Consider the following 19592-nt stretch of genomic DNA (forward strand, 5'->3'; position numbering starts at 1 on the left):
CGGAGCCGTTCGCATCATGCATACACGCCAAACTCAAACATAGAACTATTTAAAGAGGCTGATGACACCCCGTTCAAAATAACTTCAACATCGCCCACAGTTATACTTGCGTACCCGGTTGAATTATCGATGATCGTTAAATCGCTGAATTCATCGGCAATGGCGTTATGAAAACGTAGCTTATCAACGCCGATTTGAAAGTCTTCAACCAAACTCGAAGCGCCAATTGTTACGAACTGGAAAGTATCCGCGCCCGCGTCACCCCAGAGAATGTCCCTACCGGAACCGCCATCAAGCAGATCATCGTTATCTCCACCATGTAGCTCATCATTTCCCGCACCGCCGCGCAACTGGTCATTTCCGGTTCCGCCAAAAAGCTTATCGGCGCCGTCTCCACCGCTCAGCTGGTCGCTTCCGGGTCCGCCGTAAAGAGTGTCATCGCCAGCGTCGCCGGACAGATTGTCGTTACCACCCTGACCATCAAGATAGTCATTTCCGGCGCCACCGAACAACCAGTCATTGCTAGCGGCATTCAATTGCGCCGGCCAGGGATTTACCGCGGTCGTATCACCGTACAACGTGTCGTCTCCGGCGTTGCCAAAGAGCAGATCGTCACCGCCGTCGCCTTCGACCCTTCCCCAAGCTGACTACCGACGAATATATTGCTGTTCTCGCGGCCATAGATCGTCACGCCGGGCGACATGTATGTGACGCTCGAAAAATCTGCCATTCCAGCGAAATAGACTGGTTTTACCGGCCAGGAGGTGGCGCTGTTAAACTCGATACGTTCCACGCTGTCCAAGCCATTGTGGTCGATCATCACGGCAGTCCAGGAGTAATAATACTTGGGAGCGACGTAAATCGTGTCTACACCCGCGCCGCCATAAAATTTTTCCCATCCGTTTCGAACACCACCCAGAGTGCCGGTCTCGCTGCCGCCCAGCTGAAATACGTCGTTTCTCGCCACACCATAGCGATCACCGTAAAAGATTTCGTAGGGGCTAGAACCGACCTGCCAAATATTTGAGAGATAAAGAGTCATGCCATTCACTCCTCGATTAACGACAGAGATATTAGAATGATTGCAATGCAGGAAATTCATTTCGAAAATACTTATGAATACCCAAACCCATTATAGTATAAAATCAACAAAAGTCACGGAATTTCTAAATATACTACAGAATTGATTATTAACATTAAAAATAATGTCGATATATTAGAAATAAATAATGGCCACAACATGCTTCATGTTGCAGCCATTATTCGCCAGTTAATTTAGCGGATGCCTATCAGAGCTTCCAGTCAGACCTACTGCCAAACAACCACACGTGCCTTCTGCGGCACGCGGTCATAGAGGTCGATGACGTCCTGGTTCATCAGGCGTACGCAGCCGGAAGAGACGGCCTTGCCGATGGAGTTCCATTCCGGCGATCCATGGAGGCGGTAAAGCGTGTCCTTGCCGTTCTGGAAGATATAGAGCGCGCGGGCACCGAGCGGGTTTTTCAGGCCCGGTGGCATGCCGCCGTTCTTGGAAGAATATTTGACCAGTTCCGGCTGGCGGGCGACCATTTCGTCCGGCGGGGTCCATTTCGGCCATTTCTGGCGCCACTGGATGACGCCTTCGCCGGACCAGGCGAAACCATCACGGCCGATGCCGACGCCGTAACGCATGGCGCTGCCGCCCTGCTCCACGACATAGAGGAAACGCGAGCGCGTATCCACGACGACGGTGCCGGGGCGTTCGCCGGTCGGATCGACGACGCGCTGACGATAATAACGCCGGTCGATCTTCTGGTAGGGAACCGCGGGAATGACGTAACCGCCATCCTCGACCGAACCGTACATGACGGCCAGTTCCGCATCGCTAACGCCCGACGAGAACATCTGGCGGAAATCGCTGCCGATGCTGCTCGCCTGCTGGCGAATGGCTTCACCCGTGCCGGAAGAAGCGCAGCCCGCCAGCAACGAAGCGGAGGAAATACCCAGAAGGGAAAGGAAAGTGCGTCTGGAAAGATCTGTGTCGGTGCTTGTCATAAGGCCGGATTGTCCCACATTTCGAACGGCTATATCGCCGTTGTACATCGTTTGTTCCACGTACACAGGCGTATTGCGAAAATAGTTAACCGACCGCTAAAAGCCAGTCAGAAGGCGCTGGGGGAACCCCACGATGCAGCGCTTTCTTTTAGAAAGTGGTCAGATAACCACAATCTGTGCGCCCTTCGGTACGCGCTCGTAGAGGTCGATCACATCCTGATTGAGCATGCGCACGCAGCCGGACGAAGTTGCCTTGCCGACGGACTGCCAGTCGGGCGTTCCGTGCACGCGGTAAAGCGTGTCCTTGCCGTCCTTGAAAATATAAAGGGCACGCGCGCCGAGCGGGTTGTTGAGACCCGGCGTCATGCCGCCATTGGCGGCGGAAATGGAGGTGAGTTCCGGCTGGCGCCTGACCATTTCGTCGGGCGGCGTCCAGCGCGGCCATTTCGCCTTCCACTGGATCTTGCCGCGACCCGACCAGGCGTAACCGTCGCGCCCGAGGCCAACGCCATACCGGATAGCCTTGCCGCCCGACTGCACCAGATAGAGAAAATGCTGCTTCGTATCCACGACGATTGTACCCGGCGCTTCCGCCGTCTGGTAGCTCACCTCCTGCCGGAGATAACGCGGATCGATGCGACCATAGGGAATGGCCGGTAGGGACCGGTCGTCATCGCGGATCGGGCCATACATGACCCGGTGCAGCGGATTGGAGACCGGAAGTCCATAGGCCATCGCCTGACCTTGCGCCTGCGGCACATTCAATCCCTGCACCTGTGGCGCGCTCAGGCCCTGCCCGCGCACTGGCGGACCGTATTCCTGATGGAAGCGGGTTCTGAACAGATCCGGCGGGCGCGTGGAAAGCTGACCCGGCTGTGGTGGCAGTTCCGGCTGGCGATTGGAGCTTACGGAATTGAAATTGAACACCGGCGCCGTTTCCTGAACGAAGACGTCCGGGTTCATCCGGCTCGTATCCGTCACGAAAAGGCAGCCGCTCAGGAAAGGCAGCAGCGCAATAACCGCCAGCGAGGCCGCCCGGCGGCAGTTTTTCAATAGGAGTGCTGTCATCTGAACCGCTTCATGAAACCAAGTTTGAAGGCATGATGCATTGCGCGGCTGGCGCGAGGCTGGTGTGTGCCTTTCAAAAAAAATCGGAAAAGCGCATTTTTGCCCTTGAACCTCTAGTTGCTAGAGGTGCCAGATTGGCTGTCGAGTGGAATTCAGGAGCTAGAACCATGAATATTTCGACACGCGGCAGTTTGAACGGGGAATCAGGAGACCTGACCTTCACGGTCGGCGGCATGGATTGCGGCAGCTGTGCGGCGAAGATCGAAACGGCGCTCTCCCGCCTGCCCGGCGTTGCCGACGTCAAGGTCTCCGTTGCGCGCGAAAGGCTGAACCTTTCGCTGGCGGAAGACAAAACGTCGGTCGCAAAAATCGAGGATACGCTGCGCAAACTTGGCTTCAAGCCCGCTTTGCTGCCGCAGGACAAGGCTCCGCGCGAAAAGATTGCGGCGGAACATCACGATCATGGGCATGATCATGACCATTCATCGTGCGGTGGTCATCACCATGCGGAAGCAGCACCGAGCATCGAGCAGAACAATGCCCTGGCCTTCTCTGTCGGCGGCATGGATTGTGGCAGCTGCGCGGCCAAGATCGAAACGGCGCTCTCGCGTCTGCCCGGTGTTGCCGACGTCAAGGTATCCGTTGCGCGCGAAAGGCTGAACCTTTCTCTGGCAGACAACAAAACCCCGGTCGACAAGATCGAGGACACGCTGCGCAAGCTCGGCTTCAAGCCTGCCTTGCTGCCGCAGGAAAAAACCGCACTCGGCAAGGTCGAAGAACATAATCATGATCATGCGCACGACCATGACCATGGATCATGCGGCGGTCATCACGGCCATGATCACGATCACAAACATGATCATTCAGGCCACGACCATTCGAGCCATGACCACGCCGACCACGACCATTCAAGCTGCGGCGGCCACCATCATGACGATGCGAAGCACGCGCATAGCCACGGGAGCGTTGAAACCGTCGCGCAGAGCGCCGACATAGGCCACGCCCATGGCGCGGATGAAAAAGGCGTGTGGTGGCGCACGGCCAAGGCGCGCAACACCTTCACCGGCACCATTCTCGTGGCCGTTGCCTATGCGGCGGAGCTTGGCTTCCCGGCATGGGGCAGTTACGCCTTCATCGTCGCAACGCTGGTCACGCTGTTTCCCATTGCGCGCAACGCCTTCAACGCCGCGCGTTTTGGCGCGATCTTCACCATCGAGATGCTGATGACGATTGCCGCCATCGGCGCCATCATCATTGGCGAGGCGGAAGAAGCGGCGATCGTCGTTCTGCTGTTCTCCGTTGGCGAGTTGCTGGAAGGCTTTGCCGCCGCACGTGCCCGCTCGGGCATCAAAGCTCTCGGTTCCCTGCTGCCAAAAACGGCACTGGTGGAAGAAAACGGTACGCTTCGGCAGGTGGCCGCCGATAAGGTTCGCATCGGACAGGTGGTCGTGGCGCGTCCGGGCGACCGCATTGCAGCCGATGGCGTGGTGATGGAAGGCGAATCCAGCGTCGACGAATCGCCGATGACCGGCGAGAGCATTCCGGTCGCCAAGGAAAAAGGCGCACGCGTCTTTGCGGGTTCGATCAACCATGACGGTTCGCTGCGCATTCGGGTCGACCGGGCGCCGGAAGACAACACCATTGCCCGCATCATCACGCTCGTTGAAGAAGCACAGGACGCCCGCGCCCCGACCGAGCGCTTTATCCAGAACTTCTCGCGTTATTACATGCCGCTGATCGTCGCGATTTCCGCACTTACCATCGTCGTGCCGCCGCTTGTGGGCGTTGGCGATTGGGACACCTGGATTTATCGCGGTCTCGCCCTGCTGCTGATCGGTTGCCCCTGCGCACTCGTCATTTCCGTTCCGGCTGCCATCGCCTCCAGCCTTTCGGCTGCGGCACGGCACGGTATGCTGGTGAAGGGCGGTGCGGTTATCGAGATGCTGGCACGCACCGAAACCGTGGCCTTCGACAAGACCGGCACGCTGACGCTCGGCGAACCTGTCGTGACGGATGTGGTGGCTCTTGACGGCAACGAGGCCGGGCTGATCGCGCAAGCCGCAACCATCGAGAACGAGTCCAGCCATCCGCTTGCCAGAGCCATCGTCAACCATGCCAACAAGGCAGGCGTAACTCCCCTGCCCGGCTCGGAGATCAAGGCGATTTCCGGTCGTGGCATGCAAGGCACCGTCGGCGGCAAGCGCCTGTTCATCGGCGCGCCGCGTTTTGCAACCGAAGTCGGGACCGTATCGACGGAACTTGCAGAGCGCATTTCCGCACTGGAAAGCGAAGGCAAGACCGTGGCCGTCGTCATGGCCGAGGGTGCGGCAAGCGGTCTCTTCGCCATGCGCGACGAACCGCGCAAGGATGCGGCAGAAGGCATCAAGGCACTGAAGGAGATGGGTATTTCCTCGCTTATGCTGTCTGGCGACAATGCCCGCACGGCAAAGGCAATCGGCAACAAGCTGGGACTTGAAGCGCGCGGCGAACTCCTGCCGCAGAACAAGGTCGAGGAAATCCGCAAGCTTGCCCAGAAGAAAACCGTGGTGATGGTGGGCGACGGCATCAACGATGCGCCCGCCCTCGCGGCTGCAAGCGTCGGTGTCGCCATCGGCTCAGGCACGGATGTGGCGATGGAAGCGGCGGATGCAGCGCTGATGCGCAACAATGTCGGCGATGCTGCCCGCCTGATCGGCCTATCGCGCGCCACCATGCGCAATATCCACCAGAACGTAACGATCGCGCTCGGCCTGAAGGCGGTATTCCTGGTGACAACGGTTACCGGCCTCTCCGGCCTGTGGCTCGCTGTCTTCGCCGACACCGGCGCTACGGTTCTCGTCACCGCCAATGCCATGCGGCTGCTCGGCTACTTCAAGAAGAGCGCCTGACTTTACGAGATGGCCGAAAGCTGCAACGCGGTTTTCGGCCCTTTTTTATGCAAATTCGTTGAAAAAGCGGATGCTTTCCGTCACGGCGCCCGGCACCACGCCATTGTGTGTGCCGGGCAGCAGTTTTTTGTCGACCTTGAATCCCGAATACACGGCGCGATCGACGAAAAGCTGGTGATCGGCGTCGAACGGGCGCTCCTCCGTGCCGCGCAGCAAAAGCGCCGGGCATTTGAGGCTGGGGCCGAAACAGACCGAAGAGCGCATGATGAATTCCCGCTCGTCGGTTTCGTCGAAACAGAGTTCGTCCGAATAGCGGTTGAAGTAACGCCATGAATTGACGCCCGCCGAAATCGGCGCGGCAGCACGGAATTTGCGGCTCATGACGGCCAAAAGCGTTAGCGTGCCGCCATTGGAATGCCCGGCAATGAAGAAGCGTTTCCTGTCGATACCGGGCAGGCTTTCCAGATAGGTCGCCGCCGCCAGCGCATCCGCTGTTTCGTCGTAGAAACCGGAATAATTGCCGTTCTGGCCGTTTTCGCCCCGGAAGGACGGCAAAAGCACCACGAAACCCGCCTCCCAATAGGGCTTCATCATCGCCCAATGGCCGTCACCGGTGGCGTTGCCTCCGTGCAGGAAAAGCACCGCGGGTTTGAGTACCGTCGAGGGCTGATAATGGGAAAGCCAGGCCACAAGTTCGATGGAACCATCCGGCCCGCCACGATAGGTGACCCGTTCCGCGCCCGGCGGTGTGCCGAGCGGCGATGATTTTTCCGGAGCGGACATTTTGCGCAGCAAATGGGTATGGAACCGTTTACGCGCCTCGCCGTAATCCTGCTTTTCCAGCGGCAGCACCTCGGGCGTGGGAATGCCCGCTTTCGCACCTGCGGGCAGAAGTGCCGCTGCTGACAGGCCCATGGCACCCACAAGCAGATTGCGCCGCGTCAGGCTCCTTAAGGTCGCGCCGCTTTCTTCCTGTCCGAATGCTGAGGAGAGAAAGCGTTTATCTGGCATATGCGCACCTGAGTGATCAAAACATTAGAAGCAGTTCAGCACTGCGGCGAGAGGCTGTCCAATCACGGATTCGCGAATGACAACAATGTATTCGCAGCCATCATGGCATTTTCTGGACAAAACATTCCCTTACTCCTGGGCTTGTCACAGGAATCCAGTCGACGCGCATCGGCGCGGCGGGAAGAGTCCCATCAGCCCAACGACTTGGGCTGGCTGGATCCCTGTGACAAGCACAGGGATGAGGGAGACAGCGGAGACCCCTACCCATCAACGCCATCGATCATCGCCACAAGCGTCGCCAGGCGATCCGCCTCCGCCGGGAGTTTGTCAGCGCGAAGCCTCGCAATGCGCGGAAACCGCATGGCAACGCCGGATTTGTGGCGGTTGGAACGGTTGATGCCCTCGAAAGCCACCTCCAGCACGAAACCGAAATCCGGCGTGGCGCGCACCGCGCGCACGGGCCCGAAACGCTCGACGGTATTGTCGCGCACGAACTTGTCCAGCACTTCAAGCTCCGCATCGGTAAAACCGAAATAGGCCTTGCCAACCGGCACCAGCTGTTCACCATCCTCCCCTTCCGCCCATACGCCGAAGGTGAAATCGGAATAATAACTCGAGCGTTTGCCATGGCCGCGCTGCGCATACATCATGACAGCATCGATATTGTAGGGATCGCGTTTCCACTTGAACCACGGTCCCTTGGCCCGGCCGGCCTGGTAGGCGCTGTCGCGGCGCTTGATCATGACGCCTTCGATCACCGGATCGGGCGGCGCGGCGCGCAGCGTATTCAGCTCGTCCCATGTTGAAAAACCGATGAGCGGAGACAGGTCGAAGCGGTCATGCGGGGCATGTTCGATGATATCCGACAGGCGGCCACGGCGTTCTAGATAGGTCTGCGCGCGAATGTCGCTCTCACCATCGAACAGCAGGTCATAGGCGCGGATGAAGGCCGGATAGTCATCCTGCATCTTGGCCGTCACCGTCTTGCGGTTCAGCCGTTGTTGAAGGTCGGAAAAGGTGCGCGTGAGATTGTTGGAGCGCGCCGTGCCACCAATCAGCAATTCACCATCCATCACGCCTTCGAAATCGATGGCATCGAGCACGTCGGGAAATGCGCCGGAAATATCGTCGCCGGAGCGGGAGTAGAGTTTGCGCGTCTCGCCTGCGCGGGAAAGCTGCACACGGATGCCGTCCCATTTCCACTCAGCCGCATAATCGGCAGGGTCCAGACCATCGAGATCGCCGTCTGCAACCGGGGTGGCCAGCATTACCGAGTGAAAGATGGCGGGCGTTGCCAGAACCGGCCGCTCGGACTTGCCCTCCAGCCAGGCGAAAAGCGTCGTGTAAGGCGGCGTCAGACCGTGCCAGAGGGTTTCGATTTCGATGATGTCCTTATCCGCGAAATCCGCCAGTGCCTGCCGCGCCAGCCGCGCCGAAACGCCGATGCGAAGGCTGCCGGTTGCGAGTTTCAGGAAGGCGAAACGCGAGGAGGTATCGAGCCGGTCGAGCAGATCGCGCACCGCTCCGCGCACTTCGGTGCGGCCGAGCGAATTCATCAGCGTCACGACTTCGCCAAGACGGGGATCCTGCGCCTCGGAATCATCCAGACCGCCGATATTGCCCCAGACCAGCGAGATGGTCTCGGCCAGGTCGCCGACATAATCGTATGAATAGCGGAACAGCACCTCGTCCATGCGCTCCAGCACCAGCTCGCGCAGCATTGCGGGCTTGACGCTTTTGAGGTCCAGCGTGCCGGCAATCGCCGCCAGCCCATACCCCCGGTCTGGGTCAGGCGTATCGCGGAAATAATCGGTCAAAAGCTTCAGCTTGCCGTTGCGCGATGGGGTGAGGACAAGTCGGTCGAGAAGGGTGGCGAAGGCTTTCATCTCAATCCCCCTCGTCTTCGTAACCGACAAGATGCAGCGGTTTGGCAGCAATGCCCTGCAATTCGCACCAGCGCACCAGCGCCTCCTCGCGACCATGCGTGACCCAGACGGCCTGCGGGCCAATTTCCTTGATGGTTTCCAGCAGTTCCGGCCAGTCGCAGTGGTCGGAGATGACCAAAGGCAGCTCCACGCCGCCCTGTTTCGCTCGCTGTCGGACCATCATCCAGCCGGACGCGAATGCGATCAGCGGCTCGTTGAAACGGCGCGCCCAGCGCTCCTGAAATGCAGAGGGCGGGCCTACGACGATCGCGCCCTTGAAGATGGCGGGATCGCTTTTTTCAAGCGTCGCGGGGCGCAGCTCACCGAGATCGATGCCTTGCGACACGTAATAATCGCAAAGCCGCGCCAGCGCGCCGTGGATATAGATGGGATCGGCATAACCATTGTCGCGCAGGAGCCTGATAACGCGCTGCGCCTTGCCGAGCGAATAGGCGCCGACCAGATGGGTGCGCTCGGGAAACTGCTTGATGGAGGTGAGCAGCTTGCCGATTTCCACCCGCGGCAGCGGGTGGTGAAATACCGGCAAGCCGAAGGTGGCCTCGGTGATGAAGACATCACACGGCACCGTTTCGAAGGGTGTACAGGTGGGATCGATACCGCGCTTGTAATCGCCGGAGGCAACGATGCGCATGCCATTCATTTCCACGGAGATCTGCGCCGAACCCAGCACATGGCCCGCCGGGTGGAAACCGACGGTCACGCCGTTTACCTCCACCGTCTCCCCGAATGCGACCGCCTGCTCGCTGCCGCAGAAGTCCTCGCCGTAACGGATGCGCATGATATCGAGCGTCTGGCGTGTGGCCAGCACCGCCCCGTGGCCGGCGCGGGCGTGATCGGAATGGCCGTGGGTTATCAACGCGCGCGCCACCGGCCGCACCGGGTCGATATAAAAATCGCCCGGCGGGCAATAAAGACCCTTGGGCGTGGAGTTCAGGAGCTGTTCCGGCTTCATATTCATTGAGATAGGGCCGCCCGCGCGAATTTAAAGTGCTGCGAGCATAACGCGGAACGGGCGTTAAATTTCCAGGGGTGCAGTTTTGTTTTCGCGCTCAGAGGTCGCGGGTATATTGGAAAGGCCCGGAACCATCCCTCATCCTTGTGCTTCTCACAGGGATGAGGGAAGAGCAAGTTGCCGGAGGAAGGCGCAGCTCGAGTTCACCGCGCCTTATAAGGACAGCCGCCCCCTACTCCCCCGCACTTTCCGCCGGCTTGGCCGCCTGTACTGCGGCTGGCAACCGGACCGGTTTCAGCATCAGTGCTGCGGCAAGGCCGATGGCGGCGGTTGCGGCGGCTGCGAAGAACAGCGGCGTGAAGGCATCCGAATAGAGCGAGGCAACGGCTGCCTGCGATGCCGCGGGCAGTTCGGAGAGCATCTTCGGCGTCAATTCCTCAATCCTTCCGACACCCGGAATGGTCACGTCAACGCCCTTGAGGCTGGAGGTGACGATCGCGCCATAGACCGAGATGGCGATTGCTGCGCCGCCCATGCGGGTGAGCGTCACCGCGCCGCTTGCGGCACCGATATCGGCCTTCGGCGCGGAATTCTGCACGCCGATAATCGGTGCCTGCTGACCGAGGCCGACGGCGAAACCCTGCGCCAGCATGAGAATCGCAATCAGCCAAAGCGGCGTTCCCGCATGCATCTGCGTGAAGAGCAGCATGGCGATGACATTGATAGTGAGCCCGGCCACCGAAAACGGCTTATAGACGCCGGTGATCGAGATCAACCGCCCGGCCGACAGGGAACCCATGACGATGCCGCCGGTGACGGCGATGAAGAACAGGCCGGCATGGGATGGGGAAAGCCCCGTCGTGGTCTGCAGGAACAGCGCGTAATAATTGACCATGCCGATGCCAATGCCGCCGCTGGTCAATGAAACGATCATCAACAGCGGAAAGGTGCTGTCCTTGAAGAGCCTGAGCGGCACCACGGGCTCCGGCGCGCGACGTTCCACCTGCACCCAGAGGAAGGCGGCGATGACGGCGAAAGCGATAATACCGAGGCTGGGACCGGCGATGAGCGAACCGAACAATTCGCTGCTGTCGGCCCAGAAGACGACGCTTGCGATCGTCGCTGCCAGCAGGACGGCGCCGAGATAGTCGATCTTCGGCTGACGCGCGGGACGGCGGTAGGGCAGCAGGAAAATCAGGCCGGTGATGACGATAAGCCCGAGTGGCAGGTTGATGAGGAAGATCGACCGCCAGCCGAACAGATCGCTCATCGTGCCGCCGAGAATGGGCCCGACGCTGCCGGACGCCATGATGGTGAGGCTGGAATAGCTCTGGTAACGGGCTCTTTCACGCGGTTCGAACAGATCCGCATTGACGGAGAAGATCGACACCATGATGCCGCCGCCGCCAAGGCCCTGAAGCACGCGGGCCGCGATCAGGCTATCCATTGACCAGGCCAGCCCGCAGGCGAGCGAGCCGAGCGTGAAGATGATAACCGCCGCGATCATCACGTATTTTCGCCCGAACAGGTCTCCGAGCTTGCCATAAACAGGCATGACGGCGCTGGTGGCCAGAAGATAGGCCGAACCGATCCAGCCGAAACGCTCCAGCGCGCCGAACTCGCCGACGATGGTGGGCAGCGCTGTCGAGACGATCTGGTTGTCGAGGGTAGCCATGAACATGGCCAGCATCAGAAACAGGAAAACGATGAGCCTACGCCGGTGATCCGACACAAGCGGCGCCACGGGGGCAACGGACATATCCATGAAAAATCTCGTTGAGTTTCGGCAATTTTGCTGCGACAATTTGTGTGCTATTAGCATATATATGTCAATGGCAAGTTTTTGACATCCATGATATTGGCGCTAAATGTGATCGCAAATCGGGATTGAAAGGAACGGCTGAGCGTGTCGACTGAGGAAGACTGGAACGAGGATCTGCCCGAAGACATCAAGCGCATCGGCAATACGATGACGCGTATGCGCATCATGATCGGACGGCGCATCATCGGGCGCATGGCGCTTGCCAAGGTGGCTCCGGGTCTGGAACTCTCCCATATCGACGTTCTCGATATATTGCGCCGCGCGGACGGTGATGTCACCGTTGGTGCGATTGCCGAGGGCATGCGCATCGACCCCTCGCGCGGTAGCCGGGTGGTGGCGGATATGGTCGGGCGCGGCCTGTTGAAACGCGGCGTCTCGCAGGAAGATGCTCGCCGCAGCATCGTCGAGATCACACCACTTGGCACCAGTCTGCTTCAGGAAATGCGCCGGACCAAGATGAGCGTCATCCAGGACGTGATGGATGGATGGCCGGAGGAGGATGTCGAGGCATTCGCCCGGCTTTTCGATCGGTTCATCGACCGTTTCGAGGCCCGGCTGTCACCGGATACGGACCTCCTGACGGATCAGAAAAAATCATAGTTGACCCTGACATCCACAACTTCACTTTAAAAGGACGAGACCTTAACGTGCCGCCATCGAAAAGGTAAAAGGGTGACTTCGATGTTGACGATCTATGGTGTCTACCGTTCCCGCGCCACGCGCACGCTCTGGCTTGCCGGGGAACTGGGCATGGAATTCAAGCACGTGCCTGTCGTGCAGGCCCGCCGCGTTGCCGATCCCCTGGCCGCAGACGCGCCGCTCAACACGCTGTCCCCCGCGTTTCTGGCCATCAATCCGATGGGCACCATCCCCTGCATCGAAGATGACGGCATGGTGCTTTATGAATCCATGGCCATCAACCTTTATCTCGTCCGCAAATATGGCGGACCGCTCGCACCGGTCGACCTGAAGGAAGATGCGGCGATGCTGCAATGGTCGTTCTTTGCCGCGACCGAAATCGAGACCAATTCGCTGAAGATTTCCTCCGCCATCGCCGAAGGGCTTTCGGAAAGCGATGCCGGCAAAGCGGTGATCGATGTCGCCGCGCGCCTTTTGAGGCGGCCCTTCCGGGTGCTGGAGCAACATCTTGCCAGCCACGATTATCTGGTAGGCGACCGTTTCACCGTCGCCGATCTCAACGTGGCGGAAATCGTCCGTTACGCGCAGGGCCACCAGCCGCTGTTTGACGCCCATCCGGCGCTGAAAGCCTGGCTGGAGCGCTGCCAGGCCCGCACGGCATTCAAGTCCATGTGGGACAGCCGGGCCGCCGAGGCGGCTTGAACGAAGGCACTAGCTGGGGATAGTTGGCAGGCCTCTCTTCGCACTCGACGTCATCCTCGGGACAAGCCCGAGGATGACGAAGCAAGCTTTTTAGCACATCACCCCTTCTCACCCGCCAGCGCCCGCTGCACGGCCGGGCGCTCGTTCATGCGCCTGAAGTGATCATGCACCTTCGGGAAGCGGGCGATATCCACGCCGTCGCTTTCCAACCAGCCGGACATGACGAATAGATAGGGATCGGCGACCGAATAGGCGGTGCCCAAGACCCATGGACCGTGCAGCATGCCGTGCTCGATCAATTCGAAACAATCGGTCATGGTCTGCGGCACCTTCGCTTTCATATCCGCCAGGGAACTATCCTCGCTCGCCCAGCGGCTGCCGCGCCGGCCATGCGCATGGGCGACATGCACCGTGGAGGAAATGAAGGCGTTGAAGGCTTGCATCAGGGCGAATTCGAAGGGATCGTCGAGTGGGGCGAGTTTCTTCTCCGGAGCCATCTGCGCAATGAAGGCGAGGATGGCAGGCGTTTCCGTCAGCACCCCGCTTGCCGTTGCCAGCGCTGGCACGCGGCCTTTCGGGTTGATCTTCAGGAATGCCTCGGAGCGCTGCTCGCCCTCGGCGAAGTTGACGCGATGGGCCGTGTAAGGCAGGCCGGATTCCTCAAGCACGATATGGCTGGCGCGGGAGCAGGAACCGGGGGAGAAAAACAGTGTGAACATGGATATGCAACCTCCAGGGCAATGAGGGGCGCCCACCTCCTCGCGTGCAGACGCCAGCCCCTGCGGCGGCGATCTGGCAGACGATCACATGCAAGGGCAATCCATCATCCTGCCGGCAGCGGGCCGCGTCAAAGGTTATTTCTGAAGCGCGTCGCGTTTAACCGAAGGCATACCGCGCGCCTTATTTTTTGTCTTTACGCATGGTCCGGACGTAAAGCCGCAGCGCAGTTTTACAGGAAATGCCTCTAGAGGCCGACGACGCGGATATCGCCGACGTGGATGCCGTTCCAGTTGCGCATCTGCCGGTTTGCCATAGCAAGCAGCGCCTCGTTCTCGGCGCCATCGAAATATTTCGCCAGCATTGCGGCAATCATCGCTTCCGCCGCACGCGTCGTGCCGTCTTCGCATTTCACCGCCATGGCGATGCCCTTTTCCGGCAGTGCGGCCACGAACACGCCTTCTGCGCCGGTCTTGGCGAAAATCCTGCCCGGCGCGATCTGCATCAGCCTGGTGCAGGTGCGGCCGGTGCCCGCCACGTAAAAGGGTTCCGCCATGCAGGCGTCAAAGAGCCGGCGGGAGGCTTGCGCGCGCCCGGCCTCCAGCCCCCTGCCCGTCGCCATCTTGGCAAAACCATGCGCCAGACCCTTGAGCGGCACGGCATAAGTGGGGATCGAGCAACCGTCCACGCCGCAATTGTCATGGCCAAGCGTCGCACCCGTCAGGCTTTCCATCGTCGCGCGGATTTCCCGCTGCAGGGGGTGGTCGTAACCGACATAGCCCTTGGGGTCGGTGCCTGTGTGACAGCAGGCGCAGATGAAGCCGGAGTGCTTGCCGGAGCAATTATTGTGAAGCGCCGTCGGCTTTTCCAGCGTGCGGGCCTGATGGATGATGGTCTTCTGGTCGGAAGACCAGTGCGCGCCGCATTCCAGCGTATCCACATCCCTGCCCGCCCTTGCGAGCATGGAGGCGGCGAGCGCCGCGTGTTCGTCCTCGCCGGAATGGGAAGAGCAGGCAAGCGCCAGTTCGCGATCGCCGAAGCCATAGGCATCCGCCGCGCCGCTTTCCACCAGCGGCAGCGCCTGCATGGCCTTGCAGGCAGAACGCGGGAAAACGCCACGCTCGACATCGCCAGCTGAAAACACGACGCCACCATCGCCATCCACCACCACTGCAAGACCCTGGTGGCGGCTTTCGACCAGACTGCCCCTGAGGACTTCGACGGTAACGGAATTGTTCATTTTTGCGGCCTCAAAAAGTTCTGATTTTATGTCGTTGATAGCGCAATTGATTTTTCGATGCACGAGGCTATCAGTGAAATTTGCAAAACGTCTGCTGCTGGCGATTGCCATCATCTATCTGCTGCCAGCTCTGGCATCGGCGGGGTTGTGGGCCATGAGGGATCACCCGCAGGGCTGGCGTGACGCGCGCTGGTCTTCCTCCGGCACCCTGCCGCAAGCAGGTGCCGACCGGCAGGCGGCGGTTTACGTTTTTTCCGCCATGACCGGTGGCTTTAAAGGCTCCGTCGCCAGCCATGCCTGGATCGTGCTGAAAAAGCCGGGCGCGACGGCCTACGATCGCTACGACAAGGTGGGCTGGGGAATGCCGATACGCCACAATGGCTATCCGGCGGATGCCTATTGGTATTCCAACACGCCGCGTCAGGTGGTGGCCATTCATGGGGCGGCAGCGGAAAAACTGATCCCGAAGATCGAACAGGCGATTGCCGACTATCCCTATGGCAAACCGGGCGGCTATCGTATCTATCCCGGTCCCAACTCCAACACTTTCGTTGCCCATGTGCTGCGCAGCGTGCCGGAGCTCGGTGTGGTTCTGCCATCAGACGCGGTGGGCCGCGACTATCTGCCCAACGGCGCGTTTTACCACGTCGCCGACGACTGGAAGGATGCGAGCCTCTCGCTTGGCGGGTTGTTCGGCATTTCGGCGGGCGCACGCAGTGGCTTCGAGGTCAATTTCCTCGGCCTCGTCGCGGGTTTCGATTTCAGCCGGCCCGGCGTGAAGATACCGGGTCTTGGCTATTTCGGAGTAGCGGGTATCCGCGCGTAAAGTCGGGTCAGGTCTCAGCGGCCTGTGCTGCGCGTTTGGCGCGGATGCTCTGGGCAATAAAAACACGCGACAGGCCGTGATAGAGCGGCTCCCGGGAGAATAGCCGGGAGGTTAGATATCCCAGCATCGATGCCACCATGATGGGGATGACGCCGTCATGATTGCCGGTCATTTCGAGGATGATCACGAAAGCCGTCATGGGGGCCTGCACCACGCCCGCGAAATATCCCGCCATGCCGACAATGGCGCCAAGGCCGATGCTCGTACCCAGCAAAGTCGCCATCGTACTGCCAAAGCCCGCGCCCACGGACAGCGACGGCGCGAATATACCGCCCGGAATGCCCGACATCATCGCCAGAAACGTGGCCGCCAGCTTTTCGATGAAGAAGAAGGCCGGTGCGGCCTGGCCCTCGATTGCGGCGCGCGCCTGTTCGTAACCCGTTCCGAAGGTCGCGCCATCAGTCGCAATGCCGATCACGGCGGAGGCAAGGCCGCAGGCGGCGACAACCGCCAGCATCCGCCTTGACGGCATGGCCTGGGCGAAGCGCCGGATACGCGCGGACAGGCGCAGCGCCCCCGCGCTGAACAGCGCGCCGAACGCACCGCCGCCAATGCCGCAGACCAGTACAAGCAGCCAGTCCATCATGGTTTTCGCCACGACGGAACTGGTGCCAAAGTAAGTATAGCTGCCGACCAGCGCCAGCGAGGCAAGGCCGGACAGGATGACGGCGGTAAGGACGAGGCCGTTTGCCCGGGATTCGTAGGTCTTGCTCATTTCCTCGATGGCAAACACGATGCCGGCCAGCGGTGTGTTGAACGCTGCCGCAATACCCGCCGCTGATCCGGCAAGAATAAGACCCTTTGCCTGTGCCATGCCGCCCCAGCGCGCCGCCTGAAGCATGATCGAGGCCCCGACCTGCACGGTTGGTCCCTCTCTCCCGATCGACGCACCGGACAAAAGCCCGACGACCGTCAGCGCGACCTTGCCGAAAGCGAGTTTCAGCGACAGGAGCCGCGAACGATCCGCGTCGTCACGTAGGTGCCGCGCGGCGATGGCCTGGGGAATGCCGCTGCCGCCGGCATTGGGAAAAACCGTCAGCGCCAGCCAGGCGCACAGCGTGAAACCGAGCGGCGTCACGACAAGCGGCAGCAGAAACGCCCATTCGCCGGAAGATGTTGCCGAGAAGAAAAGATGCTGGGCGCGATCCGCCGCCCAGGCAAAACCGACGCTGATAAGGCCCACCGCAATCGCGCCGATCCAGAAAACCGCCCTCGGCTTCCACACCCGCCATGAACCCCACACAACACGGGAACGGCGGAGCATCTTCAGCTTTTTGTAGTCGACGGGCATGGGGATCCAGATCGGTGATTTCAGTTATTGTCGGGCGGGAAACCCGTTTATCTGCCTGCCAGCCGGCGATTGCAAGTTTTGCATTTGACTCGTTGCGACAGATGGCAGAAGCTGCGCATCGCAAATGCAACGCATGGAGAGAAAAGATGAAAACCGCAACTTTGCCTTCGCTGCGTGTAACGGCGGATTTCCGCGAGGCGGCAGAAAGCGTTCTGAAAGACGGCGAGACGCTATCGTCATTTGTCGAGGATTCGGTCCGCAGGCAGGTGGAAATCCGCAAATCGCAGGCGGAGTTCATTGCGCGCGGGCTGGCGTCGCTCGAACAAGCGGAGCGCACCGGTGTCTATTATAGCACCGACGATGTTCTTTCGATGATGCAAAGAAAACTCGATGCTGCGAAAGCCGCGAAACGGAAATGACATATCAGCTTCGTTATACCGAAGAAGCACTGGCGGATTTCGATCGCATCTATGATTTTCTGATCGCATACGACATCAATGTGGCCGAGAAGGCCATTCACGCCATAAGAGCAGGATTAGACATTCTAAGCGATTTTCCCTTCAGTTGCCGTAAGGCATCTTCTGAAAACGGGCTGATACGTGAACTCCTCGTGCCGTTCGGGTCATCCGGCTATATCGTGCTGTTCCGCATCGACGGCCCGGAAACAGTCACCATTGCCGCCGTTCGCCACCAGCGCGAGGACGATTATCATTGATCCTCACCGGTCGCTGACGGCCGCGCGCGGGTTTACCCACGGCTCCTGATTGGAGCGCGGCAGCGGGGTTTTGCCAAGGATGTGGTCCGCCGCCTTTTCGCCCGTCATGATCGACGGGCCATTCAGATTACCATAGGTCACATGCGGGAAGATCGAGCTGTCGGCGACCCGCAGCCCCTCCACGCCGATCACCCGGCATTCGGGATCAACGACCGCCATGGGGTCGTTCCTGTCGCCCATCCGGCAGGTGCCGCAGGGGTGATAGGCGCTTTCCAGATGTTCGCGCAGGAAGGCGTCGATCTGCTCGTCCGTCTCCACCTTTTCGCCCGGCTGGATTTCCGGCCCGCGAAAATCGTCGAAGGCTTTCTGGCCGAAAATCTCGCGCGTGAGGCGCACGCAATGGCGGAATTTTTCCCAGTCTTCCGGGTGGCTCATATAGTTGAAGCGGATGACCGGGTCGTCATGCGGATCGGCGGAACGCAGCGTGACATTGCCGCGCGACTTCGCCAGGTTGTAGCCGACATGTGCCTGAAAACCATGGCTTTTCGCAGCAGCCTTGCCATCATAGGAGATGGCGACGGGCAGGAAATGGTACTGGATGTCAGGCTGTTTCAGGCCGGGCGCTGAACGCAGGAAGGCGCAGGCCTCGAACTGGTTGGAGGCCCCTAACCCGCCTTTCGACAGCAGCCATTGCGCACCCGCGACCCCCTGCCAGAACCAGGGCAGCCAGGAGTAAAGCGACACCGGCTTGGTGGAGACCTGCTGGAAATAAAACTCCATATGGTCCTGAAGGTTTGCACCCACACCCGGCCGATCCGCCTTAACCTCTATGCCCATGTCCTTCAGATGAGCGGCAGGCCCGATGCCCGAAAGCATCAGCAATTTCGGCGAATTGAAAGACGATGCCGAGACGATGACCTCACGATCGGCCCTGATGGTTTCCACCCCGCCCCTGCGCTCGATTTCGACGCCGACGGCACGGCCGTTCTCGATGACGACCTTGCGGGCGAAGCCATTGACCAGCGTGACATTACCGCGCTTCAGCGCCGGCTTCAGATAGGCATTGGCGGCGGACCAGCGGCGGCCATTATGGATGGTCTGCTCCATCAGGCCGAAACCTTCCTGTTTGGAGCCGTTATAGTCGTCTGTCAGCTCGAAGCCTGCCTGCGCGCCAGCCTGAATGAAGGCGTGGAACAGCGGATTGCTGACCGGCCCGCGCTGAACATGCAGCGGCCCATCCGTGCCGCGCCACCCATCTTCGCCGCCATGGCTGTGTTCCATGCGCTTGAAATAAGGCAGCACATCCGCATAGGCCCAGCCATGCGCGCCCAATTCCTCCCAGCGGTTGAAATCCTCGGCATGGCCGCGCACGTAAACAAGGCCGTTAATGGAGGACGAACCGCCGATGACCTTGCCGCGTGGGGCGGTGATGCGGCGATTGTCAAGGTTCGGTTCGGGTTCGGAGAGATAGCCCCAATTGTAGCGCTTCATGCTCATCGGCCAGGCGAGTGCGGCCGGCATCTGGATGAAAGGCCCGAAATCCGAGCCGCCAGCCTCAATGACAATCACCGAATAACGGCCGTCTTCCGACAGGCGATAGGCGATGGCGGAGCCTGCGGAACCGGAACCGACGATGACGTAATCTGCGTGCATGATTTGCTCTCTCTTCAATGAGCGTTGG

18 protein-coding genes are annotated in these 19592 nt (G+C 60.1%); 6 read left to right on the top strand and 12 right to left on the bottom strand.

What is annotated here, in order from left to right; genetic code table 11:
* Positions 1 to 14 precede the first annotated feature (14 nt).
* From ACQZ6D_RS13665 to ACQZ6D_RS13680, 4 genes are all read right to left on the bottom strand, one after another.
* Positions 15 to 608: a calcium-binding protein gene (locus ACQZ6D_RS13665; protein ID WP_448729845.1), complete on the bottom strand. Its 594-nt coding sequence runs from the start codon at positions 606 to 608 to the stop codon at positions 15 to 17.
* Positions 554 to 1042, bottom strand: a complete 489-nt coding sequence (locus ACQZ6D_RS13670) for a hypothetical protein (RefSeq protein ID WP_448729778.1) — start codon at positions 1040 to 1042, stop codon at positions 554 to 556. The genes ACQZ6D_RS13665 and ACQZ6D_RS13670 overlap by 55 nt, the downstream gene beginning before the upstream one ends.
* Before the next feature lie 266 nt (positions 1043 to 1308).
* Positions 1309 to 2034, bottom strand: a complete 726-nt coding sequence (locus tag ACQZ6D_RS13675) for a L,D-transpeptidase (RefSeq protein WP_013635657.1) — start codon at positions 2032 to 2034, stop codon at positions 1309 to 1311.
* Positions 2035 to 2193: 159 nt separating this feature from the next.
* The gene (locus ACQZ6D_RS13680; RefSeq protein WP_448729779.1) at positions 2194 to 3102 is read right to left on the bottom strand and encodes a L,D-transpeptidase; all 909 of its coding nucleotides are present in this window, start codon (positions 3100 to 3102) and stop codon (positions 2194 to 2196) included.
* Between the two features lie 167 nt (positions 3103 to 3269).
* On the opposite strand from ACQZ6D_RS13680, the gene ACQZ6D_RS13685 reads away from it, so the two are divergent.
* Positions 3270 to 5990, top strand: coding sequence for a heavy metal translocating P-type ATPase (locus ACQZ6D_RS13685; protein ID WP_448729780.1), 2721 nt, complete (start codon positions 3270 to 3272; stop codon positions 5988 to 5990).
* 45 nt (positions 5991 to 6035) lie between these two features.
* On the opposite strand, the gene ACQZ6D_RS13690 is transcribed toward ACQZ6D_RS13685, so the two are convergent.
* The 4 genes from ACQZ6D_RS13690 to ACQZ6D_RS13705 all read right to left on the bottom strand — a co-directional run bounded on the left by ACQZ6D_RS13690 (position 6036) and on the right by ACQZ6D_RS13705 (position 11664).
* Positions 6036 to 7001, bottom strand: coding sequence for an alpha/beta hydrolase family protein (locus tag ACQZ6D_RS13690; RefSeq protein WP_111783254.1), 966 nt, complete (start codon positions 6999 to 7001; stop codon positions 6036 to 6038).
* A gap of 260 nt (positions 7002 to 7261) precedes the next feature.
* Entirely contained in the window at positions 7262 to 8887 is a 1626-nt protein-coding gene (locus ACQZ6D_RS13695; RefSeq protein WP_003511896.1) for a cisplatin damage response ATP-dependent DNA ligase, read from the bottom strand.
* Between the two features lies 1 nt (position 8888).
* Positions 8889 to 9905, bottom strand: a complete 1017-nt coding sequence (locus ACQZ6D_RS13700; protein WP_035251638.1) for a ligase-associated DNA damage response exonuclease — start codon at positions 9903 to 9905, stop codon at positions 8889 to 8891.
* Positions 9906 to 10131: 226 nt separating this feature from the next.
* A complete protein-coding gene (locus ACQZ6D_RS13705; protein ID WP_448729781.1) occupies positions 10132 to 11664 on the bottom strand; it encodes an MDR family MFS transporter in 1533 nt (510 codons plus the stop codon).
* A 141-nt stretch (positions 11665 to 11805) separates the two neighbouring features.
* On the opposite strand from ACQZ6D_RS13705, the gene ACQZ6D_RS13710 reads away from it, so the two are divergent.
* Positions 11806 to 12321: a MarR family winged helix-turn-helix transcriptional regulator gene (locus tag ACQZ6D_RS13710; RefSeq protein WP_448729782.1), complete on the top strand. Its 516-nt coding sequence runs from the start codon at positions 11806 to 11808 to the stop codon at positions 12319 to 12321.
* Positions 12322 to 12402: 81 nt separating this feature from the next.
* Positions 12403 to 13062 carry a glutathione S-transferase family protein gene (locus tag ACQZ6D_RS13715; RefSeq protein WP_003511889.1) on the top strand — a complete coding sequence of 220 codons (660 nt, stop codon included), beginning with the start codon at positions 12403 to 12405 and terminating at the stop codon, positions 13060 to 13062.
* A gap of 98 nt (positions 13063 to 13160) precedes the next feature.
* Here the strand turns inward: ACQZ6D_RS13715 and ACQZ6D_RS13720 are convergent, their stop codons facing one another.
* Together ACQZ6D_RS13720 and ACQZ6D_RS13725 are read right to left on the bottom strand one after the other, a co-directional pair.
* Positions 13161 to 13781 (bottom strand): glutathione S-transferase family protein, encoded by a 621-nt coding sequence (locus ACQZ6D_RS13720; RefSeq protein ID WP_013635651.1) that lies wholly within the window; start codon positions 13779 to 13781, stop codon positions 13161 to 13163.
* A 245-nt stretch (positions 13782 to 14026) separates the two neighbouring features.
* Positions 14027 to 15019 carry an asparaginase gene (locus ACQZ6D_RS13725; RefSeq protein ID WP_113157881.1) on the bottom strand — a complete coding sequence of 331 codons (993 nt, stop codon included), beginning with the start codon at positions 15017 to 15019 and terminating at the stop codon, positions 14027 to 14029.
* Between the two features lie 73 nt (positions 15020 to 15092).
* Here ACQZ6D_RS13725 and ACQZ6D_RS13730 point away from each other — a divergent pair, with 73 nt between their 5' ends.
* Entirely contained in the window at positions 15093 to 15845 is a 753-nt protein-coding gene (locus ACQZ6D_RS13730; protein WP_003511884.1) for a DUF3750 domain-containing protein, read from the top strand.
* A 7-nt stretch (positions 15846 to 15852) separates the two neighbouring features.
* On the opposite strand, the gene ACQZ6D_RS13735 is transcribed toward ACQZ6D_RS13730, so the two are convergent.
* Positions 15853 to 17196 (bottom strand): chloride channel protein, encoded by a 1344-nt coding sequence (locus ACQZ6D_RS13735; protein WP_448729783.1) that lies wholly within the window; start codon positions 17194 to 17196, stop codon positions 15853 to 15855.
* Between the two features lie 146 nt (positions 17197 to 17342).
* Here ACQZ6D_RS13735 and ACQZ6D_RS13740 point away from each other — a divergent pair, with 146 nt between their 5' ends.
* Both ACQZ6D_RS13740 and ACQZ6D_RS13745 read left to right on the top strand, forming a co-directional pair.
* Positions 17343 to 17615 carry a YlcI/YnfO family protein gene (locus tag ACQZ6D_RS13740; RefSeq protein ID WP_003511882.1) on the top strand — a complete coding sequence of 91 codons (273 nt, stop codon included), beginning with the start codon at positions 17343 to 17345 and terminating at the stop codon, positions 17613 to 17615.
* Positions 17612 to 17911, top strand: a complete 300-nt coding sequence (locus ACQZ6D_RS13745) for a type II toxin-antitoxin system RelE/ParE family toxin (RefSeq protein ID WP_003511881.1) — start codon at positions 17612 to 17614, stop codon at positions 17909 to 17911. Before ACQZ6D_RS13740 ends, ACQZ6D_RS13745 begins: the two co-directional genes overlap by 4 nt.
* Positions 17912 to 17914: 3 nt before the next feature.
* On the opposite strand, the gene betA is transcribed toward ACQZ6D_RS13745, so the two are convergent.
* Positions 17915 to 19564, bottom strand: a complete 1650-nt coding sequence (gene betA, locus ACQZ6D_RS13750) for a choline dehydrogenase (RefSeq protein WP_448729784.1) — start codon at positions 19562 to 19564, stop codon at positions 17915 to 17917.
* Positions 19565 to 19592 lie beyond the last annotated feature (28 nt).

Source organism: Agrobacterium sp. 22-3639C2 (genome assembly GCF_053522105.1).